Raw genomic sequence first — 17,913 nt, 5'->3', positions numbered from 1 at the left:
CCTTCAACCAAACGCGTCCCTGAGGACGATCGTCTCGTCCCGCCGCGGCCCCACCGACACCAAAAACACCGGCACGCCGATCTCGGCTTCGAGGTACCGCACGTAGTCCTGCGCGGCCTGGGGCAGCTCGGCCATCGTCCGCGCGTGGGAAAGCGACTCGCGCCACCCCGGCCGCTTTTCGTACACGGGCACGACCTTGCCGACGTGCCGGATCGGCAGCTCCTTCGTGCGTCCCTCCGGCGTGTCGTACGCGACGCACACCTCGATCGTGTCGAGCCCCGAAAGCACGTCGAGCTTCGTCACGGCGAGCCCGTCGAGCCCGTTCACCCGCGCCGCATACCGAAGCGCCGGCAGATCGAGCCAGCCCGTTCGCCGCGGCCGCCCCGTCACCGAGCCGAACTCGCCTCCCGCGACCCGCAGCCGCTCGCCGAGTTCGCCCGCAAGCTCCGTCGGGAACGGCCCCTCGCCCACGCGCGTCGCGTAGCCCTTCGTGATCCCGAGGACCCGCTTGATCCGCGTCGGCCCTACGCCCGCGCCCACACACGCGCCGCCCGCCACCGCGGACGACGACGTCACGAACGGGTACGTCCCGTGATCGAGGTCGAGCAGCGTGCCCTGCGCGCCCTCGAACATCACGCGTTCGCCCTTCTGGATCGCGTCGTTCGCGAGCACCGCCGTGTCCGCGATGAGCGGCACGATCCGCGGCGCGAGCGGCCGGAGCTCCGACATCATCGCGGACACGTCCGGCATCTCGCCGCCGAGCTCACGCACCACCGGACCCCACGCGCTCGCCGCGCGCGCGAGCTTCTGCTCGAGGCCGTCGAGATCCGCGAGGTCTCCGACGCGGATCCCGCGCCGCGCCGCTTTGTCCTCGTAACACGGCCCGATCCCGCGCTTCGTCGTCCCGATCTTCTGCCCGTCCGTCGCGGTCGCCTCGCGCAACCCGTCGACGAGCCGGTGGTACGGCAGGATCAGATGCGCGAGGTCCGAGACGAACAGCCGCCCGCGCGTCGCGTGCCCTTTTGCTTCGAGCACGTCGAGCTCCGACACGAGCACGGCCGGATCGACGACCATGCCTTGCGCCATGATGCATCGCGCCTGTGCGCGGAGAATCCCGCTCGGCACGAGCCGGACGACGATCTTGTCGTCGCCCACGACGAGCGTGTGCCCGGCGTTTGGCCCTCCGGCGAAGCGCACGACCACGTCCGCGCTCTCCGTGTACAGGTCGACGATCTTGCCTTTTCCCTCGTCCCCCCACTGGGCGCCGACGATCACGACCGCGGACATCCGGCCTCCTTGCGTGCTGCTCGGTCCGTCACGAGCCGGAACGTTAGTACACTCCCCGCACCCGTCCCACCCATGAGCCGCTCGATCGTCCCGATCCCGCCCGGGCTCCGCCTCCTCGCGCTCCCCACCTTCCGGGACGGCTCGCTCGTGGCCGCGCTCGTCACCTCGGTTTCGCTCCTCGCGGGCCTCGTCCGTTCGATGCCGCTCCTCCTCGCGCCGAGCGTGCCCGTGCGTCTCGGCTTGCCGTTTGCCCGGGCTGCCCTCGCCGTCTCGCTCGAAGTCGCGCTCGTGCTCGCCCCTTCCCTCGGCGCGGCGCTTTCGGCGGCTCGGTTCGTCGATCGTGGCGAGGCGCGCGCCGTCTTCGCCCTGGGCGCTTCGCCGCGATCGCTCGTCGCGTCCGCCCTTCCCGTCTGGCTCCTCGCGTTCGTCCTTTCCGCGCTCGCCTCGCTCGCGTGGGGAATCGAAGCCGAAGCGCCCGGCCGCCTTGCATCCCGCCTCCTTGCGGACGCCCGCGCCGCATGTGTCGACGGCGCCGCGCGAGATCCGCGAACCCCGCATGCCGCGACGGTCCCGATTGCCGAGGCCACCTGGATCTGCTTGCCCGGCGAGCCTCCGCGCCTCGTCATGACCCCTTCCCTCCTCGGCGGATCCGCGCTCGCTGCTCGCTCGATCGAGCTCTCCGCCGACACCGCATCCCTCGAGGCCGACGACCTCGTCCTTGCTTTGCCCTCGAACGAAACGACCGGGCCCATGACCGTCCGTGTCGCCCGCGCTTCGGTGCGAGGCCTCCTTCCGCTCGGCCGCCCCTCGAACCTCCGCGCCCCCGTACGCGCCGTGCTCCTCGGCGCGACCTCTGCGGCGAGCGCCCTCCTCGCGAGCCTCGCCGTGCTCGTTTCCTCGATCGGCGGCCGCGCGCTCGCTCTTTTCGTCGGCCTGTCCGGCCCGGCGCTCGCGCTCCTCGTCCTTTCGGCGCTCGAACGCGAGAAAAGCCCGCTCTTCGCTTATGGCCTCGTCCCTGCGCTCGGCTTGCTCGGTCCGCTCCTGGCGGCCCGCTTCGCGCGATTTCTATCGTCGCGCCGCGCCCCGGGCGCATGACGAAAGAAGACGGCGGATCCAGCGCGCCGCGTCTCCGTCACCCGCGATCGTGCGGCCTTGGCGTCCATTGCCGGAGGCGCCCGAGGGTGGTACGGGTGGTGATGTGTGGACGCGGGAGGCTCGGAGCTTCCCCGGGCAGGAGTACGACCATGGGCCGATTGAACATCACCGAACTCCTTCTGATCCTGGGCGTCGCTCTGCTCTTGTTCGGCGCCGGGCGCATCTCCGACATTGGCAAGGGCCTCGGCGAGGGCATCCGGAACTTCAAGAAGGGCCTCAAGGACGAGGACCAACCGCCGCCGAAGCAGCTGCCGAAGAAGGACGAAGAGGGCGGCGAAAAGTCGACGTCCTGAGCGCCGTCGGCCCGCGATCTTTCTTCGCCGGCGGGGGTTCGGGGACGCAGCGCGTGGTCGACGCGGACGCCCCGACGCCTATACTCGAGGAATCGTATGAAGATCCTCGAGCGTCTCGGGAAGATCGGCATCGCGTTTGCTTCGTTCGCCATCGCCGCGTTTTTCGCGGTGCAGTTCGGGGCGGGCGGTCTGTGGCGCGGATTCGAACCCGCGCTCGCCGTCACGGGCAGCGGCCCGACGGCAAAAGCGCCCTACGATCTGACGCGGCTTGAAGCCGTCAACGAGACGCTCAAGCTCATCCGCGACAAGTACGTCGAGCCAGGACGGGTCAAGCCGAAGGAGATGCTCCTCTCGGCCTTGAACTACGTCCAGCGTGACGTCGCCCAGGTGATCGTCGTGAACGACGATCCGAACGAGGTGACCGTCCGCGTCGAGACGGCGGAGAAGAAGTTCCGCATCGACAACGTGCAAGGCCCCTGGGACGTATCGGCGCGCCTGCGCGAGGTCTTCGCGTTCCTCCAGAAAAACCTGCGCGGCACCGAGGTCGATCTGCGCGAGGTCGAGTACGCGGCGTGCAACGGCATGCTGCACACGCTCGACCCGCACTCGGTCTTCCTGAGCCCCGAGGCCTACAAGGAGATGAACCTCTCCACGTCGGGCCATTTCGGCGGCCTCGGCATCGTGATCTCGATCCGCGATCAGGTCCTCACCGTGATCAACCCCATGCCGGAAACGCCGGCGGGGCGCGCGGGCATCAAGCGTCACGATCGGATCGTCAAGATCAACAACGAGTCGACGCTCAACATGCCGCTCGACGACGCCGTGCGCCGCCTGCGCGGCGACCCCGGGACGAAGGTCACGGTGTGGGTCACGCGCGACGGCGAGCAAGGCTGGCAGACGCCGAAGCCCTACGAGCTCGTGCGTGAGGTCATCAAGGTCCGCTCCGTCGAGTCGCGGCCGCTCGAGACCTCGGGCATTGGCTACGTGCGCATCAAGAACTTCCAGGCGACGACGTCGACCGAGCTCGACCTCGCGCTCGACGATCTGCGTAACAAGGGCTCGCTGAAGGGCCTCGTGCTCGACCTGCGCGGTAACCCCGGCGGCCTCCTCGATCAGGCCACGCGCGTCGCCGACAAGTTCCTCGCCGACGGCGTCATCGTCTCCACGGTCGGCGCCTCCGAGGGCCGCGACGAGAAGAAGGCCAAGAGCCCCGGCACCGAGCCTACGTATCCGATCGTCGTCCTCGTGAACGGCAACTCCGCGAGCGCGAGCGAGATCGTCGCGGGCGCGCTGAAGAACCACGATCGCGCCGTCATCGTCGGCTCGACGACGTTCGGCAAGGGCAGCGTGCAGCTCGTCTTCCCCGACGTCACGCCGGAGAAGGCCGCGCTCAAGCTCACGATCGCGCAGTACCTCACGCCCGGCGATGTCTCGATCCAGGGCGTCGGCGTGACGCCCGACATCGAGCTCGATCCGATGACGGTCGACGACCTCGAGATGGATCTCACGATCCAGAAGGACGGCCTGCGCGAGCGTGATCTCTCGGCGCACCTGACGAACGGCAAAGCCCAGGCCGGGTCGAAGCCGCGCGAGGTCGTGCGCTACCAGCTCACGAGCGCCGAGCGCGAGGAGATGCGCGAGCGCGGCGGCGAGACCGACGACGACTTCCGCGTCGACTTCCCGATCCGCTTCGCGCGTGATCTCGCGCAGCGCATCCCCCCCGGCGCCGCGCGCAACGCGCAGATCGACGCCGCGCGCGACCACATCGAGAAGGCGCGCAAGGACGAGCTCGACAAGGTCGCCGCCGAGCTCTCGAAGCTCGGCTACGACTGGTCCGACGCACCGGAAGGCGCACCTGGCCCGGCGAAGAGCGACCTCGAGGTCAAGGTCGAGACCGACCGCGCGAACAACGAGGTCACGGCGGGCGAGCCGATGAACCTCTCGGTCACGGTGAAGAACAACGGCAAGCAGCCGATCTATCGCCTGCGCGCCTCCACCGAGAGCGACAGCGGCTACCTCGACGGCAAGGAGCTCGTCTTCGGCAAGATCGCGCCCGGCCAGAGCAAGACCTCGAAGGCGCCGCTCGGCTGGTGCGAGGTCGAGGGCCGCAAGATCGGCACGACGAAGCCGCGCCTCGCGAACCAGAAGCGCGTTTGCAAGATCCCGATGGACGCGCTGAGCCGCGCCGACGGCGTGAAGGTGAAGTTCGAGGCCGCGGGCGGCTTCGAGCCCCCGACGGCCGAGATTCGCCCGACGATCCGCGCCCTCGAGCGCCCGCTCTTCCAGTACGCCTACCAGATCGTCGACGACCGCAGCGGCAACGGCGACGGCCGCATCCAGCGCGGCGAGGGCGTCTCGATGTACCTGACCGTGAAGAACGTCGGCAAAGGCCGCTCGTTCGAGACGCAGGCGAACGTCGCGAACCTCTCGGGCGAGGGCCTGCTCCTTCGCGCGGGTCGGTTCGACATCTCGAACATGAACCCCGGCGACGTGCGCAAGGTGGTCTTCACGTTCGACGTGCAGCCCGAGCTGCAAGACACGGAGGCCACGCTGAGCCTGTCCGTCGGCGATCGCGACCTGCGCGAGGTCGCCACCGAGAAGGTGAAGATCCCCATCGGCAACCCGATGACGATCCCGAAGGCCTCGGGCACGGCGAAGGCGGGGCCGCAGGGCGCGACGCTGTTCGCGACGGCGGACGCGAACGGGCTCGTCTTCGGCAAGCTGCGGCCCGGCGAGACCGTGGCGATCACGGGCAAAGCGGGCGACCTCTACAAGGTCGACCTCGGTTCGAGCCGCTTCGCCTTCGTGTCCGTCGGCGAGACGACGCCGGGCAGCGGCGCGCCGTCGGTCACGCCGTCCTTCGAGGACATCTACTCGAAGGCGCCGCCCACGCTCGACGTGAGCGCCGCGGCCATGGCCACGCGCGACGACAAGGTGAAGATCACGGGCGCCGCCTCGGACGCCGAGCGCTTGCTCGACCTCTACGTCTTCGTCGGCTCGCGCAAGCTCTACTACAAGTCGAACCGCGACGGCGCCGACCCCAAGAAGGCGACGTTCGAGTTCGATGCGCCGCTCCGGCCGGGCGTGAACGTCATCACGGTCGTGGCGCGCGAGAACCCGGACACGACGACGCGCCGCACGCTCGTCGTTCGCAAGGACGGGACGGACGGCTCGATCCTGAAGACACCGAAGACGGACGATCCGGTCGCCGAGTGGCTCGGCGAAGCGGCGCTCCCCGAGGATTGACCCCCGAGAATCACCCCGAGTACGTTGGTCTGTCGTGGGACTTCTAGCCTGGCTCGGCCTCAAGCGAGGGGACACGTATCCGAACGTGGATGCGTTGCTCGCGGAGCTGCGCCGCGCCCTGCCTGACGACGAGGCCGTCGTCCTTCGTTACATCGCTGCGGTGGTCGTCCTGCTCGGCAAAGTCGCGGGCGTGGACGGCCGCCTCACCGAGGGGGAAGAGCAGACGCTCCGCAGCTTGCTCGCGCACATCGAGGGCTTGTCCCCCGAGGCGATCGAGGCCGTCACGCACGCCTTGAAGGGCAAGCTGCCGGAGCTCCGCGAGGAGGAGCTCACGCTCTGCGTGCGCGAGCTCAAGAGCCTCTGCGACGGCCGCGAGCGCGTCGAGGTCATTCGTTTGCTCGCCAAGGTCGCGGTGGCGGATGGAAGGCTCTCGGACGTGGAGCGCGCGGAACTGCACCACGTCGCCGCAGACCTCGGCGTGCCCGAGAGCGAGCTCGCCGCCGTCGAGGAAGAGGTCGCTTAACTCTTCGCGCTACGCGCTGCTCGTTGCTTCATCGCCGTAAGGGCGACGAACAGGACGAACGTCACAGCCCCGCCGACCGCGATGAACATCCCCGCGTTGAACACGTAGTGCAGGTCGCGCGCTCCGCCGAGGCCCATCAAGAAGATGCCAAACAGCGCGAGGCCGGCGCCGATCACCGGATCGGGCCCCTCTGCTTTCCTCGTGTCGAGCGCTTCCCCGACCTCTTCCTGGTCGCCGCCGGCTCCGTGCAGCCCGTCTGCGCTCTCGTCCATGCGCACCTTCCTTGCTCGATCCGAGTCTAGCGCAGACTCGGCCCTCGACGAAGCGCTGGCGGCGCGGGACGCGTGGGCGCACGATGGCCCACGTGTCTCCCGGTCCTGCCTCCTTTGGCGGACGCCTGGTCGTCTCCTTCGAGAGCCGGCGCGCGCCCGAGATGGCCTCGCTCGTCGAGCGTCACGGCGGCCTGCCCGTCCGCGCGCCTGCGCTCCGGGAGGTCGGTCTCGACGCGCCCGAGGGCGCGCTCGCGTTTGCCGAGGCCCTCGCCGCGGGCACGATCGACGTCGTCATCTTCATGACCGGGGTCGGCACCCGCGGCCTCCTCGACGCCGTTTCGCCCGTGCTCGATCGCTCCGCGTTCGCCGCTGCGCTCGCCCGTGCGACCGTCGTCGCGCGTGGCCCGAAGCCAGCCGTCGTGCTCCGTGAGCTCGGCGTCCCTGACTTCGTCACGGTCGCCGCGCCGAACAGCCACCGCGAGGTTTTGGACGCGCTCGACGCACGAGGCCCGCTCGTGGGGAAGCGCGTCGCCGTGCAGGAGTACGGCGTCCCGAACGCACCGCTCCACGAGGGCCTCACGGCGCGTGGAGCCCTCGTCCTGCCCGTCTCCGTCTATCGTTACGCCTTGCCCGAGGACACGGCGCCGCTCCGCAGCGCCCTCCACAGACTCGCGGCCGGTGAGATCCCGATCGCCCTCTTCACGAGCCGCGCGCAGGTCGAGCATGCGCTGCTCGTCGCGGCCGAGGAGGGGATCGACGGCCCTGTTCGGGAAGCGCTCGGTCGTGGCCTCCTTGGATCGATCGGCCCTGTCTGCTCGGAGGCGCTCCGCCAGGAAGGGCTTTGCCCCGACGTCGAGCCGGAGCATTCCAAGATGGGCCACCTCGTCAAGGAGGCGGCAAACCGCGCAGGCGAGATCCTCACGCGAAAGGGCCGCCCGTAACGCCGGGCGCGGCCATTCCGATCACTCGTAATCTTCGTAATCGCTGCGGGCGACCTGGGGCTCCTTGCCCGTCTTCGTCTCGACCACGTGGCCGACGTTCACGACCTCGGCGCGATAAATGACCGAACCGTCATCGGCCGTGATCTCGCCCGAGAGATCACCCCAGGAGAATTTGTCGCTGACCACCGTGGTCAGCGTGGCCTTCTTTTCGCCGATCTTCACGCGGAAGCTCGTGCGCTTCGCGGGCAGGAGGTCGTTGCCCATCACCGCGACCACGTGCTCCGAGCCGAGGGCCGCCTCGTTCTCGTCGGCGACGACCATCGTCTTCGCCATCAGCGCCTCGTATTCGTCGACGCCGGCCGGCACGAGCTTTCCTTTTTCGATGCGCTGCACCCCGAGCACCTCGCCGCGCGTCTCGGGCGCGTCGCTCAGGCGCACGCGAAGCTCGGTCGCCACCTTGCCTTCTTCGAGGATGAAGTCGATCACGAGCGCATTCTTCTCGCGGGCGACGACGCGCTCCGTGAGCGTCACGGGCGCTTTCTGGAAGCTGCCCGAGAATCGATACACCACGTAATCGCCAACCTCGTGACGCCCCTCCGCGGGCGCCTGCTCCTCGGCGGCCTCGGGCTCGGCCTTTGCGACCGTCTCTTTTTGCGTGGTGACGGCCGGAGCGGGCTTTTCCGGGGCGAGCGCTTGCGTGCGGACCGCGGCTTTGCCGCAGCCCATGGCGAGGAGCGATACGAGGGCGGGGAGCAGGATCCGATTCATGCGCATCGGGTACATCCGCCGGGCGGATCGGGACCAGTTTTGTGCGATCCAAAAATCGGCGCCGGTTGGTCCCTTGGACCTGGTTCAACACAGATCCACCCTGGGGCATCGCTCACCCACCCCCACGCAGCGAGGACGTCCCAAGGGCCTCGTTCGTACGGCTCGGGTGCAAACACACAGGCTGAGCGGATGGCGCAGGGCGTGCAAGAGCATTTGGGGCTTCTCGCCGGTCTTCGACTCGGCCATTCTCGAACCATGGGCATGCTTGCGACGATGAAACCGAAACAGCAATACTTTCGAGCGATTGCCATCGGCCTCGGGGCGCTCACGGTTGCGGCTTCCGCCGCTTTTGCGGGCTGTGTCGAGGCGCCTTCGGGCCTCGCGCCCCCCCCCACGGGCGGCGGCGGTACGGAGGATGGCGGCGCCGGGGATGGGGGGCCCGTCATCATCAGCGGGCGGGATCTCTTCGAGTCCATGGAGGCGGACCTGATGAGCGCTTGTGGCCTCTGCCACGACGTCGCCGGGCTCGCGGACACGCCTTTCCTCGCCGGCCCGGATCGTTATCAATCCTTCGCGAGCTGGCCGGGCGTCGTGGCCACGGACCCCGAGCACAGCCTCTTGCTCTCGTATGCAATGACGGGCAAGGGGCACAGCGGGACAAACCTCGATTCGCCGGCGCTCAAGAACACGCTCTTGCCGAAGGTCAAGGCGTGGCTTGCGCAGGAGGCGATGAATTTCACCCAGCCGCCGCCGCAGGCGGGCCCGCACATCGATCCGTTCGTGCCCATCATGGGCTTCAATGCGATCTACCTCGGCGCGCTCGGGCCCGAGTTCGAGGGAATGGCCGTCACGTTCCAGGCCGATCTGCTCGCCGAGACCACGCTCGAGCTCACGAACATCGAATTGCACCCGACCTCGAAGACGGGCGTGAAGATCGTCCACCCGCTCTGGGTCGTGCACCCGCTCGGCAAGGATCCGAATCCGGATCCGGTCGACAGCTTCTCGAACGTGGACACGATTTACCAGGCCGGCGAATCCGGCGCGCTTGGCCCCGGCACGCTCGTCCTCGTGAACTATTCGAAGGACGCGAAGCTCTCGCTCGCGTTCGAGCTCATCCAGAAATACGAGCCTGCGTCGCCCGACGCGGGCGACGGCGGGCCCACGGGCGGATGCAAGGACGTCGCATCGTTCGACGCCAATGCGAAGCAGCAGTTCGGGGCCTGCCTGAATTGCCATGGCGGTGGCAATGGTCAGGCCGTCGCGGCGGTCGACATGTCGGGACTCAATAACGACTCGGCGAAGGCCTGCGGGCAGATCAGAAACCGCGTCAACCCCAATGATCCGGCCTCGAGCCAGATCTTCATCACGACGAATCCCGGCGGAAATGCCGCGCATCCGTTCAAGTTCGGCGGGCAGAGCGGCGCGTTCAACAACTTCCGCGACAGCGTATCCATCTGGATCGCGGCGGAGAAATGAAGAGGACGAAAGGTAGGCGGCCCATGAAGCGGACCAGAATGCTCACCTTGCTCGCCGCGCTCGCGGCGGGCGCGTGCTCGAGCTCGGGGCCCAGTAGCCTCGAGCCGCCGACGGGAGGCAATACGACCACCGGCGGGAACAACAACACGTCCGGCGGCGAAAATACGACCGGCGGCGATCCCGAGGCACCCCCGATCCCGGACAAGACCGTGCTCGACGACCGGGTGACGAGCTATACGGAGGCCCTGCGCACGGCGTCGCTGAAGCTCGTGCGAAACCTCCCGACGCTCCAGCAGATCAAAAACGTCGAGACCGCGACCGACCAGCGCGCTGCATACGAAGCCGAGATCGACGCGATGCTCGCCGATCAGCGCTTCACCGCGCGCATGATCAAATGGTGGCGCGATACCATGCGTCAGGGCGGCGGCGCGCAGGACAACAAGCCGAGCCGTGACACCGCGCCCGTGTTCGCGACGCGCGTGATGGTCGAGGAGAAGCCCTACACCGACCTCTTCACGGCCACCACGAACACCTGCCCGACGTACGACGGCGCGACGAACACGTTCACCGACGGCAATTGCGACAACGGCGTCCCCACGCATGCCGGCGTGCTCACGAACCCCGGCGTCATGATGCAGTTCTACGGCAACATGGCGTTCCGGCGCGTGCGCTGGGTTCAGGAGATCTTCGTCTGCACGAAGTTCCCCGCTGAATACGCGGCCGAGCCGAAGCAGGTGAACGGCGCCGATTATACCGGCCCCTGGCCCTTCGAATCGGTGGCGACGGCCCCGATCGATTTCCAGGACACGTCGTCGGTCGTCTGCGCGAACTGCCACGTGACGATCAACCGCGTCGCGCCGCTCTTCGCGAACTTCAACATGAACGGGCAATGGATGAACGACAGCCAGGTCGAGACCCCGACCGTGCCCGATCCGCAAAAGACCGTGCTTTCGCATTGGCTCAAGGACGGCGAGACCACGGCGTGGCGCTTCGGCGAGCCCGTCGCGGACCTGCCGGCGCTCGGCCAGGCCATGGCCGCGGACGCGGACGTCCACGATTGCGCCGTCGCGCGCATGTACAATTTCGCGATGTCGAAGGAAGACATCGTCTCCGACCTCGCGACGGTGCCGCCCGAGGTGCTCAAGCCCTACGTCGAGGATTTCCTCGCGAATGGCATGAACCTGAAGAAGACGCTGCGCACGATCCTGCTCAGCGACGACTTCACCAAGTTCTAGGCGCATGCGGAAAGAAAGGAGAGAGACCATGAATCGCATCATCTCGACGTTCCTCCGCGGCGCACCCTTTGCCCTCGCCGCGGGCCTCTTCGCGACGGCCTGCGTGCAAGAGCCGCCGTCCGGAAACCTTTCGCGCCCGTCCCCGGTCATCGACGATCCGACGACGGATTTCGAGAACCAGCCGGGCGTCTTTGCGGGCGACGAGGACAATACGCACAGCCACATGGGCGACCTCGGTGAGGGCGTGTTCAAGGATCCGTTCGAGGTCCTCGCGCAGCGCCAGGAAGAGGGCCCGCCCGAGGTGCGCACGCGCCTGCATTCGTGCCAGAAGCTGCAAAACAATGCGCTCCAGAACGTGCTCACCTCGCTCGGCGTCAACATCGACGGGACGGCGCAGGTGCCCACCGCGGGCCAGCTCTTCAAGGGCGGCGGCGGCGCGCTCGGCGCGGCGAGCTACGACGCGCGCGTCGGCGAGGCGGTCGTGTGGAGCGCGGCCGGCGCGGCCAAGCTCTTCGACATCTTCGTGCAAGCGGCGCCCGAGATCATCGCGAACCTGCCGAACGTCGACCAATGCAAGGTCGACGGCGTCGGGGTCGAGATGTTCGACGCGAACAACCAGTGCAATCGGGACGCCATCGCCTGCATCACGGGTCGCCCCGCGACCGACTCGCACGTCGCGATCTGCAACAAGGTCGTGACGAGCGCCTCCGATGTGGAAAAAGGCAAGCGAATCGCGGTCGGTACGATGATGGCCGCGGCCCATTCGTGCGAGTGACGGAGGAGACCATGGTCGACGAGAAGCTCAAGTACCTCCAAGGCAATGCCCGGCGCAACTTCCTGCGCTGGACCACCGCAATGGGCGCCGTCCTCGCCCTCGACCGCGCGAAGGTGCTCGACGTCATCGCGGACTCGGCCGGCACGGCCATGGCCGACGACGCGTGCGCCGCGACGAACCGCTCGGTCCACCTCGTGGCCGGCGACGGCGGATTCGCGTGGTTCCAGCTCCTCTGGCCCCACACGCAGATCGCCAAGGCGAACAACGACAATTTCGCGTTCCACGCGTTCGGCCAGACCGAAGACGCGTCGGACACGGACAAACCGTTCGTCTACGCGCCCGAGAGCCCCTGGAAGAAGCGTGACAAGCGCTTCCGCATCTCGGCGTTCATGGCCGGGACGAACCAGACGCACACGCCGACGCCCGGCTCCGCCGCGACGCTCGGCAATGGCGTCAGCATGCTCGCCACGGCGGCCGCCATTCAAAGGCAAACCCCGTCGCTCCTGCCGGTCATTGCGATCAATCCGTTGAACTTCGGCGCCGCCCCGGGCGCGCCGCAGGTCGCGACGGTGAACAACGCGGGCGGCATGGTCGATCTCTTCGACAGCGCGGCGTCCCGCGTGACGCTCGCCGTCGAGGAGGACGCGGCGCTGTTCGAGGCCTATTACAAGGCCTTCGTCGGCCTCAATGCGGCGGCCGGCCGCCCGACCTGGTCGCGCCAGCTCCGCGTGGGCAAGACGAGCGCGAACTTCCTCGGGAAAAACCTCTCCGCGCAGCTCGCGCCGACGGCCGACGACCTCACCCGCTACAACATCGGGCAAGGCACGCCGAACCGCCTCGCCGAGATTGGCCGCGCCTTCATCACGACAGCGCGCGCCTTCAAGCTCGGCCTGACGCAAAGCGTGATGATGCCGGCGATGCGCGACGATCCGCACGGGGCGTTCAATGACATGAACAACCTGCGCAATACGGTCGCTCAGCTCGGCAAGATGTTCGACGAGTTCGTGAACGACCTCGCCGCCATTCCGGACCCGGTCTGCACGTCGCGCACCCTCGCCGACAACATCGTCATGACGGTGCACGGCGACACGCCGAAAAACCCGCGCGACCGCGGCGGCTGGCCGGACGGGACGCCGAACAACTCGAACTGGCTCTACGTGATGGGCAATGGCTTCACGAAGACGGGCTGGTTCGGCGGCGTGCGCGCCGACGGCAGCACGGACGGCTTCGATCCCACGACGGGCGAGAACGTGCCGGGCCAGCAGAGCAACGCGACGAGCGCGGCGGCGGGCGCGGCCGTGGCCTTCGCGGTGGCCAAGGGCGACATGCGCCGGGTGCAGGACTTCTACACCGGCCCGAGCATCAAGGGCATCGTGAACGAGAATCCGGTCTGAGAACGGGTGGGGGTTTTCGGGACAACCCGAAAGCCCCCATGCTCTCGATTGCGTCGCTCATTCCGGAAGTCGAAACGACGATTTCCGATCCTTCGGGCGGCCCGGCGCGCGGTCGCGCTGGCAGACGACCTCGCCCTTCTGCGTGATGATACAAACCGCCGCGTGCGACATGGCCACGCTCGTGGCCTTCGGCAGGTCGAGGCGCACCGGCGTTTGACCGCTCGAAGACGCGGGGATCACGCTCGTTTGCCCCCAGCACCACACGGCATTCTCTTCGTCGAGCGCGCAAGTCGCGCTCGTGCTGGCGGCGACGTCGAGGACCTTTCCGATTCCGACCGGCGCCACGGGCGTCGCGCTCACGCGGCCAGGCTCGTTTGCGGCCGCGCCCTTGGGCAGGCGCGGGCCGCCATTGCCGAGGGCGCCGTAAAGATCCTCCCCCCAGCAGCGCAATTCGCCCGTCTGCAAACGCGCGCAGACGTGCGCCACCGCCGCCGCGACCTGCGCCGCGGGCCCCGGCAATGCGGCCCTGCCCTCGGCCATCACGAACCGCTTCGCCGCGTCGTACGCGCCCTTCGCCACCACCCGACCGTCGCCGAGGATCCCCACCTCGGTGTCGTTCACCCGGCATTGAATGACGCCCTTGTCGTCGAGGACGCACGCATACGTGCGGTCCATGTCCCAGCCTGCCGCGCGCGCCCGGATCGATTTCACGTCGTACGTCGATACACACGCATTGCCTGAACCAGGACAGCGAGTCTGGACGAGCTGGCCCTCCGGCGTGATCGCGCCGGGGACCCCGGAATCGACGAGGGACGCATAACGACGTTTCGCGAGCGGGCCCTTGAGAGGCGCCGCCGCGCCCGCGACGAGCCTGCTTCCCTCGTGGAGGTCGAGCGGAATCTCGACGACGGTCCCGTCACGACGAAGCGCGACCACGCGTACGAGGTTCACGGTGATGTCGAGGGCGTCCTGGATCGGCAACGCAATGGGCGCCGTTTCCCCGACGACCCAGCAAGAGACCGCGCCGCCGCGGGTCCGCGCACACGCAATCGGGTGGTTCTTGTCGACGTCGGCGCTCAGCCGGACCTGCGCCACGTCGGCGAGGCCGGCGACCGGCGCGGGCGGGCTGGGCTCGCCGAAACGACCATCGCCGAACTGCCCTCGATCGCCGATTCCGTGACACTCGATCCGACCGTCGGGATAACCTCCACAGCCGACATCACTGCCAAAGAAATGAGCCACGGCGAAGAGCGGCGGCCGGGTCTCGAAATGCCGTCGCCATGCCGGGGGCGCGTCGCTGAAACCGTCGAGGTGGAGTTTGTCCTCGACGGGGCACGCGCGCCCTTTCGGGCCGATGAAGCAACCGTCGTCGTCGATCGCGGTCGCGCCCGCGGGCGCGGGGATCGTCTCGATGCTGCTCCGGCAAACCGGCGCCCCCGGGGCCGGGAGGGTTTGTCCACAAACGAAAATGCTCTTGATGGCGCGGGGCCGATTGCCATCACGGAAGGGGACGAGTTTTTCGACTCTGCCCAGCGTGCCGCCGAAAAGCGTGCTGTTTCCGGGGCCCGCCTCGACCTCGACGACGATCGTGTCGCCCCCGAGCGCCACGTCGCGCGCTTTGCCAGGCAGCGGCACCACGCGCGGCGCCCTCCAGAGCCCATTCCCCCAGCAGGTGAGGGACCCGTCGCCGAGGACCGCGCACGTCGCTCGACCGCCCGCGGCAATACGGGTCGCGCCCGCGATCCCCTCGACCAGCCGTGGGGTGCCGATCGCCTGATCGTCGACGTCGCCCGCCTGAAAATCCTCGTTATTGCCCCAGCAGAGGACCCGCCCGTCGCCGCGCAGCGCGCAGAAATGCTGCTCGCCGGCCGCCAGCGCGCGCAGGCGCGGGGCCGCCGGAGGGGCGACGATGGGCTCCCCGGCCGCCCCCGCCGCGCGCGCGGGCTTTTGGCTCGCTTGTCCGCAGCCCACCGCGACGAGGGCGATCAGCGCGAACAACGGAAGGCGATACCGCGTCATGAGACGACACGATACACCGCGGAGGATGATGCTGGGACGAATTGCGAGAGCTACAGCTTGCCTTTGCTGGTGCTGAGCAGATCGTCGAACGCGAGATCGAAATCGTCGCCGAGGAGCTCCGCGCCGACGGCCTTTGCCTGCTTGGCCGGCCCCGGGATCGGCTCCAGCCGACGAATACGATCCTGCACGCCGCCGCGCGGATCCCGATAATTCGCATCGATCTGCCCGGCGCGCTTGAAGTAATAGAGCGCCTGTTCCGGGTTTTTCCGGGCCTCGTACGCGTCCGCGAGCTCGTACGCGAGCGCGAGCTCCTGCTCCCGCGTCTTCTGCCGCGCCTCGAGCCCGCGCAGAAACGCGTCGATCGCCGCGTCCACATTGCCGAGCTGCAGGTGGATCATCCCGATCACCGACCGACACACGCATTCGCGCGACGGGTCCCGCGCCGCGACCTCGAATTCGCCGATCGCGTCCGTGTACATGCCCATTTCGCGATAGGCGACGCCGAGATCGTAATGCGTGGCCGCGTCCGCGTCCGAGATCTGCGCCTGCACGCCAGCCTTGAATTGCTGGAAGATCGTGTCGACGTTGACCCCGGGGAATTCGGCCGGCGCCGCCGCCGCCGCCGGCTCGAATTCGATGTTGTTGATCATGTTCTGGATGTCGGCAAAGCCGTCATCCGCGGGATACTCGCTCTTCTTCGTGAGGATCCCGCTGCCGCCGCCCGGCAGCTCCGGCACGTACGACGGCCGGCCCATCTGCTCGAGCTCGGCGCGCTTGTAGAGCAGGAGCGGGTGGTTCGGCAGGAGCGCGAGCTGCTCGTCGAGCATGGCGCGCGCGTCGTCGAGCATGCCCTGGTTCGCGTAGAAATCGATCTGCTCGAGGACGTCCTCGTCGAGGACGTGCCCCGTCTGGCTGCGCGTCGGCGCGGGCTGCTGCGGCGGGTACTGCGGCTGCGGCGGGTACTGCGGCTGCGGCGCGTAGCCGTGGTGCTGCTGCGCCTGAACGCCCGTGAACGGATCGTCGAGCGCGCCGAGCTGCCCGGGCTGCGGCGCATACGGGTAGCCCTGTTGCTGCGGGTAAACCTGCTGCGGCTGCGGCTGCGGCGCCTCGACCTGGTAGCCGAGCGCGCGCAGCATCTGGATCGCCTCGGGCTGCGCGGGATCCATGAGGCGGACCTCGTCGAGCAGCTCCGCCGCCCTCCGCACGTCGCCGTCGACGCTCAGGCGCTGCGCGAAGATCAGCATCTGGCGGATGGCGCCTTCTTCGTCGCCGGCCTCCTTGAGCACGTCGACGAGCCGCGATCGCAGCTCGTGCGAGCTCGGCACCATGGCCACGCCGTCGAGCAGGATCGCGATCGCGTTGGCGTAGTCGTACTGGCTCCGGGCCGCCTCGGCGCGCTGCAGGATGTGCCGCGCGCGCAGGGCGTCGTCGTCGTGATGCGAGGGCTGGAGCGGGATCGGCGGCTCCGAGGACTCGGGCGGCAGGTCCTCGACGTAATCGTACTCCTCCTCCTCGACCTCCTGAACGACGATGACCGAGTCTTCCTCGACCTGCTTGCGCGGCGCCGCGGGCCGCTGCGCCGCGAGCTGCCGGACCGCATCGTCGTGCGGCGCGCGCGCGAGGAGCGCGTCGACGAGCTCGTTGAACTCGTCGTTTTTCTTGGCCTCCTTCGCGAGGCGCGCGGCCTCCTTCAGGACCTCGGTCGCCTTCGGCGCCTGACCGAGTTTGTCGAAGGCCTTCGCGAGCAAGCTCAGCGTCTCGAGGTCCTTCGGGTTTTCCTTGAACGAGATCTGGAGCTTCGCGAGCGCGGTCATCGCGTCGGTCTGCTGCGCGCGCTCCAGGTACATCTTCGCCGCGACCTTGGCGTACCTGCCTTCGGCCTTGATCGTGAGCAGCCGGTCGAGGACCTTCAGCGCGTCGTCGCGCCGGCCCATCTTGACGAGGACCTCCGCCGCTTGTCCGAGCTGCGCGATCGACGCCGGCGTGTCCTTGATGCGGCTGTACGCCTCGGCGAGGCGCAGGCGCGGCACGGGGTTGTGCGGGTCGAGATCAACGACCTTCTTCAGCGGCTCGATCGCCTCGCGATCCTTGTTCGCCTTGTGTAGGCGGTTCGCGATGTCGTCGTACGCCGCGGCCGCGTCACTCGTCAGGCCGAGCTGCGTGTAGAGCTCCGCGAGGCGCGGCAGCACATAACCGAACCGCTCGAGGAGCTTCGGCGCGCGCTTGTCGATGATCTCCAGGATCTGACGGTAGACGCGGATCGACTTGAGCGGCTCGGGCGGCTTCTGCTCGATGTAGAGCCGCGCCACGATCTCGTACGTCTCGATGGCCTCGGCGTACTGCTCGATCCTGAGGTGGCAGTCGCCGATCTTGAGCAGGACCCGGACGTCCTTCGGATCTTCGGCGATGAGCTTCTGGAACTCGGCGATCGCTTTGTCCCAGCGCTTGCCTTCGACGAACTTCTGCGCTGCTCGGAGCACCTTGTCGCGATCGACCGCCACGGCGATGGGATTCTCCTCGAGAGAGCGA

Annotated in this window: 14 protein-coding genes; 9 read left to right on the top strand and 5 right to left on the bottom strand. The window is 68.3% G+C overall.

Features of this window, described 5'->3' with window-relative positions:
- Positions 1–3: 3 nt before the first annotated feature.
- The gene (locus KEG38_RS01435; RefSeq protein ID WP_272417142.1) at positions 4–1,287 is read right to left on the bottom strand and encodes an adenylosuccinate synthase; all 1,284 of its coding nucleotides are present in this window, start codon (positions 1,285–1,287) and stop codon (positions 4–6) included.
- 72 nt (positions 1,288–1,359) lie between these two features.
- On the opposite strand from KEG38_RS01435, the gene KEG38_RS01430 reads away from it, so the two are divergent.
- The 4 genes from KEG38_RS01430 to KEG38_RS01415 all read left to right on the top strand — a co-directional run bounded on the left by KEG38_RS01430 (position 1,360) and on the right by KEG38_RS01415 (position 6,504).
- Positions 1,360–2,382 (top strand): hypothetical protein, encoded by a 1,023-nt coding sequence (locus KEG38_RS01430; RefSeq protein ID WP_272417141.1) that lies wholly within the window; start codon positions 1,360–1,362, stop codon positions 2,380–2,382.
- A 149-nt stretch (positions 2,383–2,531) separates the two neighbouring features.
- Entirely contained in the window at positions 2,532–2,735 is a 204-nt protein-coding gene (tatA, locus tag KEG38_RS01425) for a twin-arginine translocase TatA/TatE family subunit (protein ID WP_272417140.1), read from the top strand.
- 96 nt (positions 2,736–2,831) lie between these two features.
- Complete coding sequence (locus KEG38_RS01420) at positions 2,832–5,981, top strand: MXAN_5808 family serine peptidase (RefSeq protein WP_272417139.1); 3,150 nt, start codon at positions 2,832–2,834, stop codon at positions 5,979–5,981.
- Positions 5,982–6,015: 34 nt separating this feature from the next.
- Positions 6,016–6,504, top strand: coding sequence for a tellurite resistance TerB family protein (locus tag KEG38_RS01415; protein ID WP_272417138.1), 489 nt, complete (start codon positions 6,016–6,018; stop codon positions 6,502–6,504).
- Here the strand turns inward: KEG38_RS01415 and KEG38_RS01410 are convergent.
- Positions 6,501–6,776, bottom strand: coding sequence for a hypothetical protein (locus KEG38_RS01410; RefSeq protein WP_272417137.1), 276 nt, complete (start codon positions 6,774–6,776; stop codon positions 6,501–6,503). The genes KEG38_RS01415 and KEG38_RS01410 overlap by 4 nt on opposite strands.
- A gap of 83 nt (positions 6,777–6,859) precedes the next feature.
- Here KEG38_RS01410 and KEG38_RS01405 point away from each other — a divergent pair, with 83 nt between their 5' ends.
- On the top strand, positions 6,860–7,717 hold the full coding sequence (locus KEG38_RS01405) for a uroporphyrinogen-III synthase (protein ID WP_272417136.1): 858 nt from the start codon (positions 6,860–6,862) through the stop codon (positions 7,715–7,717).
- 21 nt (positions 7,718–7,738) lie between these two features.
- On the opposite strand, the gene KEG38_RS01400 is transcribed toward KEG38_RS01405, so the two are convergent.
- Positions 7,739–8,491 (bottom strand): hypothetical protein, encoded by a 753-nt coding sequence (locus KEG38_RS01400; protein WP_272417135.1) that lies wholly within the window; start codon positions 8,489–8,491, stop codon positions 7,739–7,741.
- A 267-nt stretch (positions 8,492–8,758) separates the two neighbouring features.
- Between KEG38_RS01400 and KEG38_RS01395 the strand changes: the two genes are divergently transcribed.
- From KEG38_RS01395 to KEG38_RS01380, 4 genes are read left to right on the top strand one after another with little or no spacing between them, the layout of a single operon-like run.
- Positions 8,759–9,961 carry a hypothetical protein gene (locus KEG38_RS01395; RefSeq protein WP_272417134.1) on the top strand — a complete coding sequence of 401 codons (1,203 nt, stop codon included), beginning with the start codon at positions 8,759–8,761 and terminating at the stop codon, positions 9,959–9,961.
- Positions 9,962–9,984: 23 nt separating this feature from the next.
- Positions 9,985–11,196: a DUF1549 domain-containing protein gene (locus tag KEG38_RS01390; protein WP_272417133.1), complete on the top strand. Its 1,212-nt coding sequence runs from the start codon at positions 9,985–9,987 to the stop codon at positions 11,194–11,196.
- 28 nt (positions 11,197–11,224) lie between these two features.
- On the top strand, positions 11,225–11,971 hold the full coding sequence (locus KEG38_RS01385; protein WP_272417132.1) for a hypothetical protein: 747 nt from the start codon (positions 11,225–11,227) through the stop codon (positions 11,969–11,971).
- An 11-nt stretch (positions 11,972–11,982) separates the two neighbouring features.
- Positions 11,983–13,365 (top strand): hypothetical protein, encoded by a 1,383-nt coding sequence (locus KEG38_RS01380; RefSeq protein WP_272417131.1) that lies wholly within the window; start codon positions 11,983–11,985, stop codon positions 13,363–13,365.
- A 57-nt stretch (positions 13,366–13,422) separates the two neighbouring features.
- Here KEG38_RS01380 and KEG38_RS01375 read toward each other — a convergent pair whose 3' ends face one another.
- On the bottom strand, positions 13,423–15,363 hold the full coding sequence (locus KEG38_RS01375) for an RCC1 domain-containing protein (protein WP_272417130.1): 1,941 nt from the start codon (positions 15,361–15,363) through the stop codon (positions 13,423–13,425).
- Between the two features lie 71 nt (positions 15,364–15,434).
- On the bottom strand, positions 15,435–17,885 hold the full coding sequence (locus KEG38_RS01370) for a tetratricopeptide repeat protein (RefSeq protein ID WP_272417129.1): 2,451 nt from the start codon (positions 17,883–17,885) through the stop codon (positions 15,435–15,437).
- Positions 17,886–17,913: the final 28 nt, after the last annotated feature.

It is taken from the genome of Polyangium jinanense (genome assembly GCF_028435265.1).
GTDB classification, from domain to species: domain Bacteria; phylum Myxococcota_A; class Polyangia; order Polyangiales; family Polyangiaceae; genus Polyangium; species Polyangium jinanense.
Note: the sequence above shows the minus strand (reverse complement) of the source record. Positions and strands in the feature narration are given on the sequence as shown.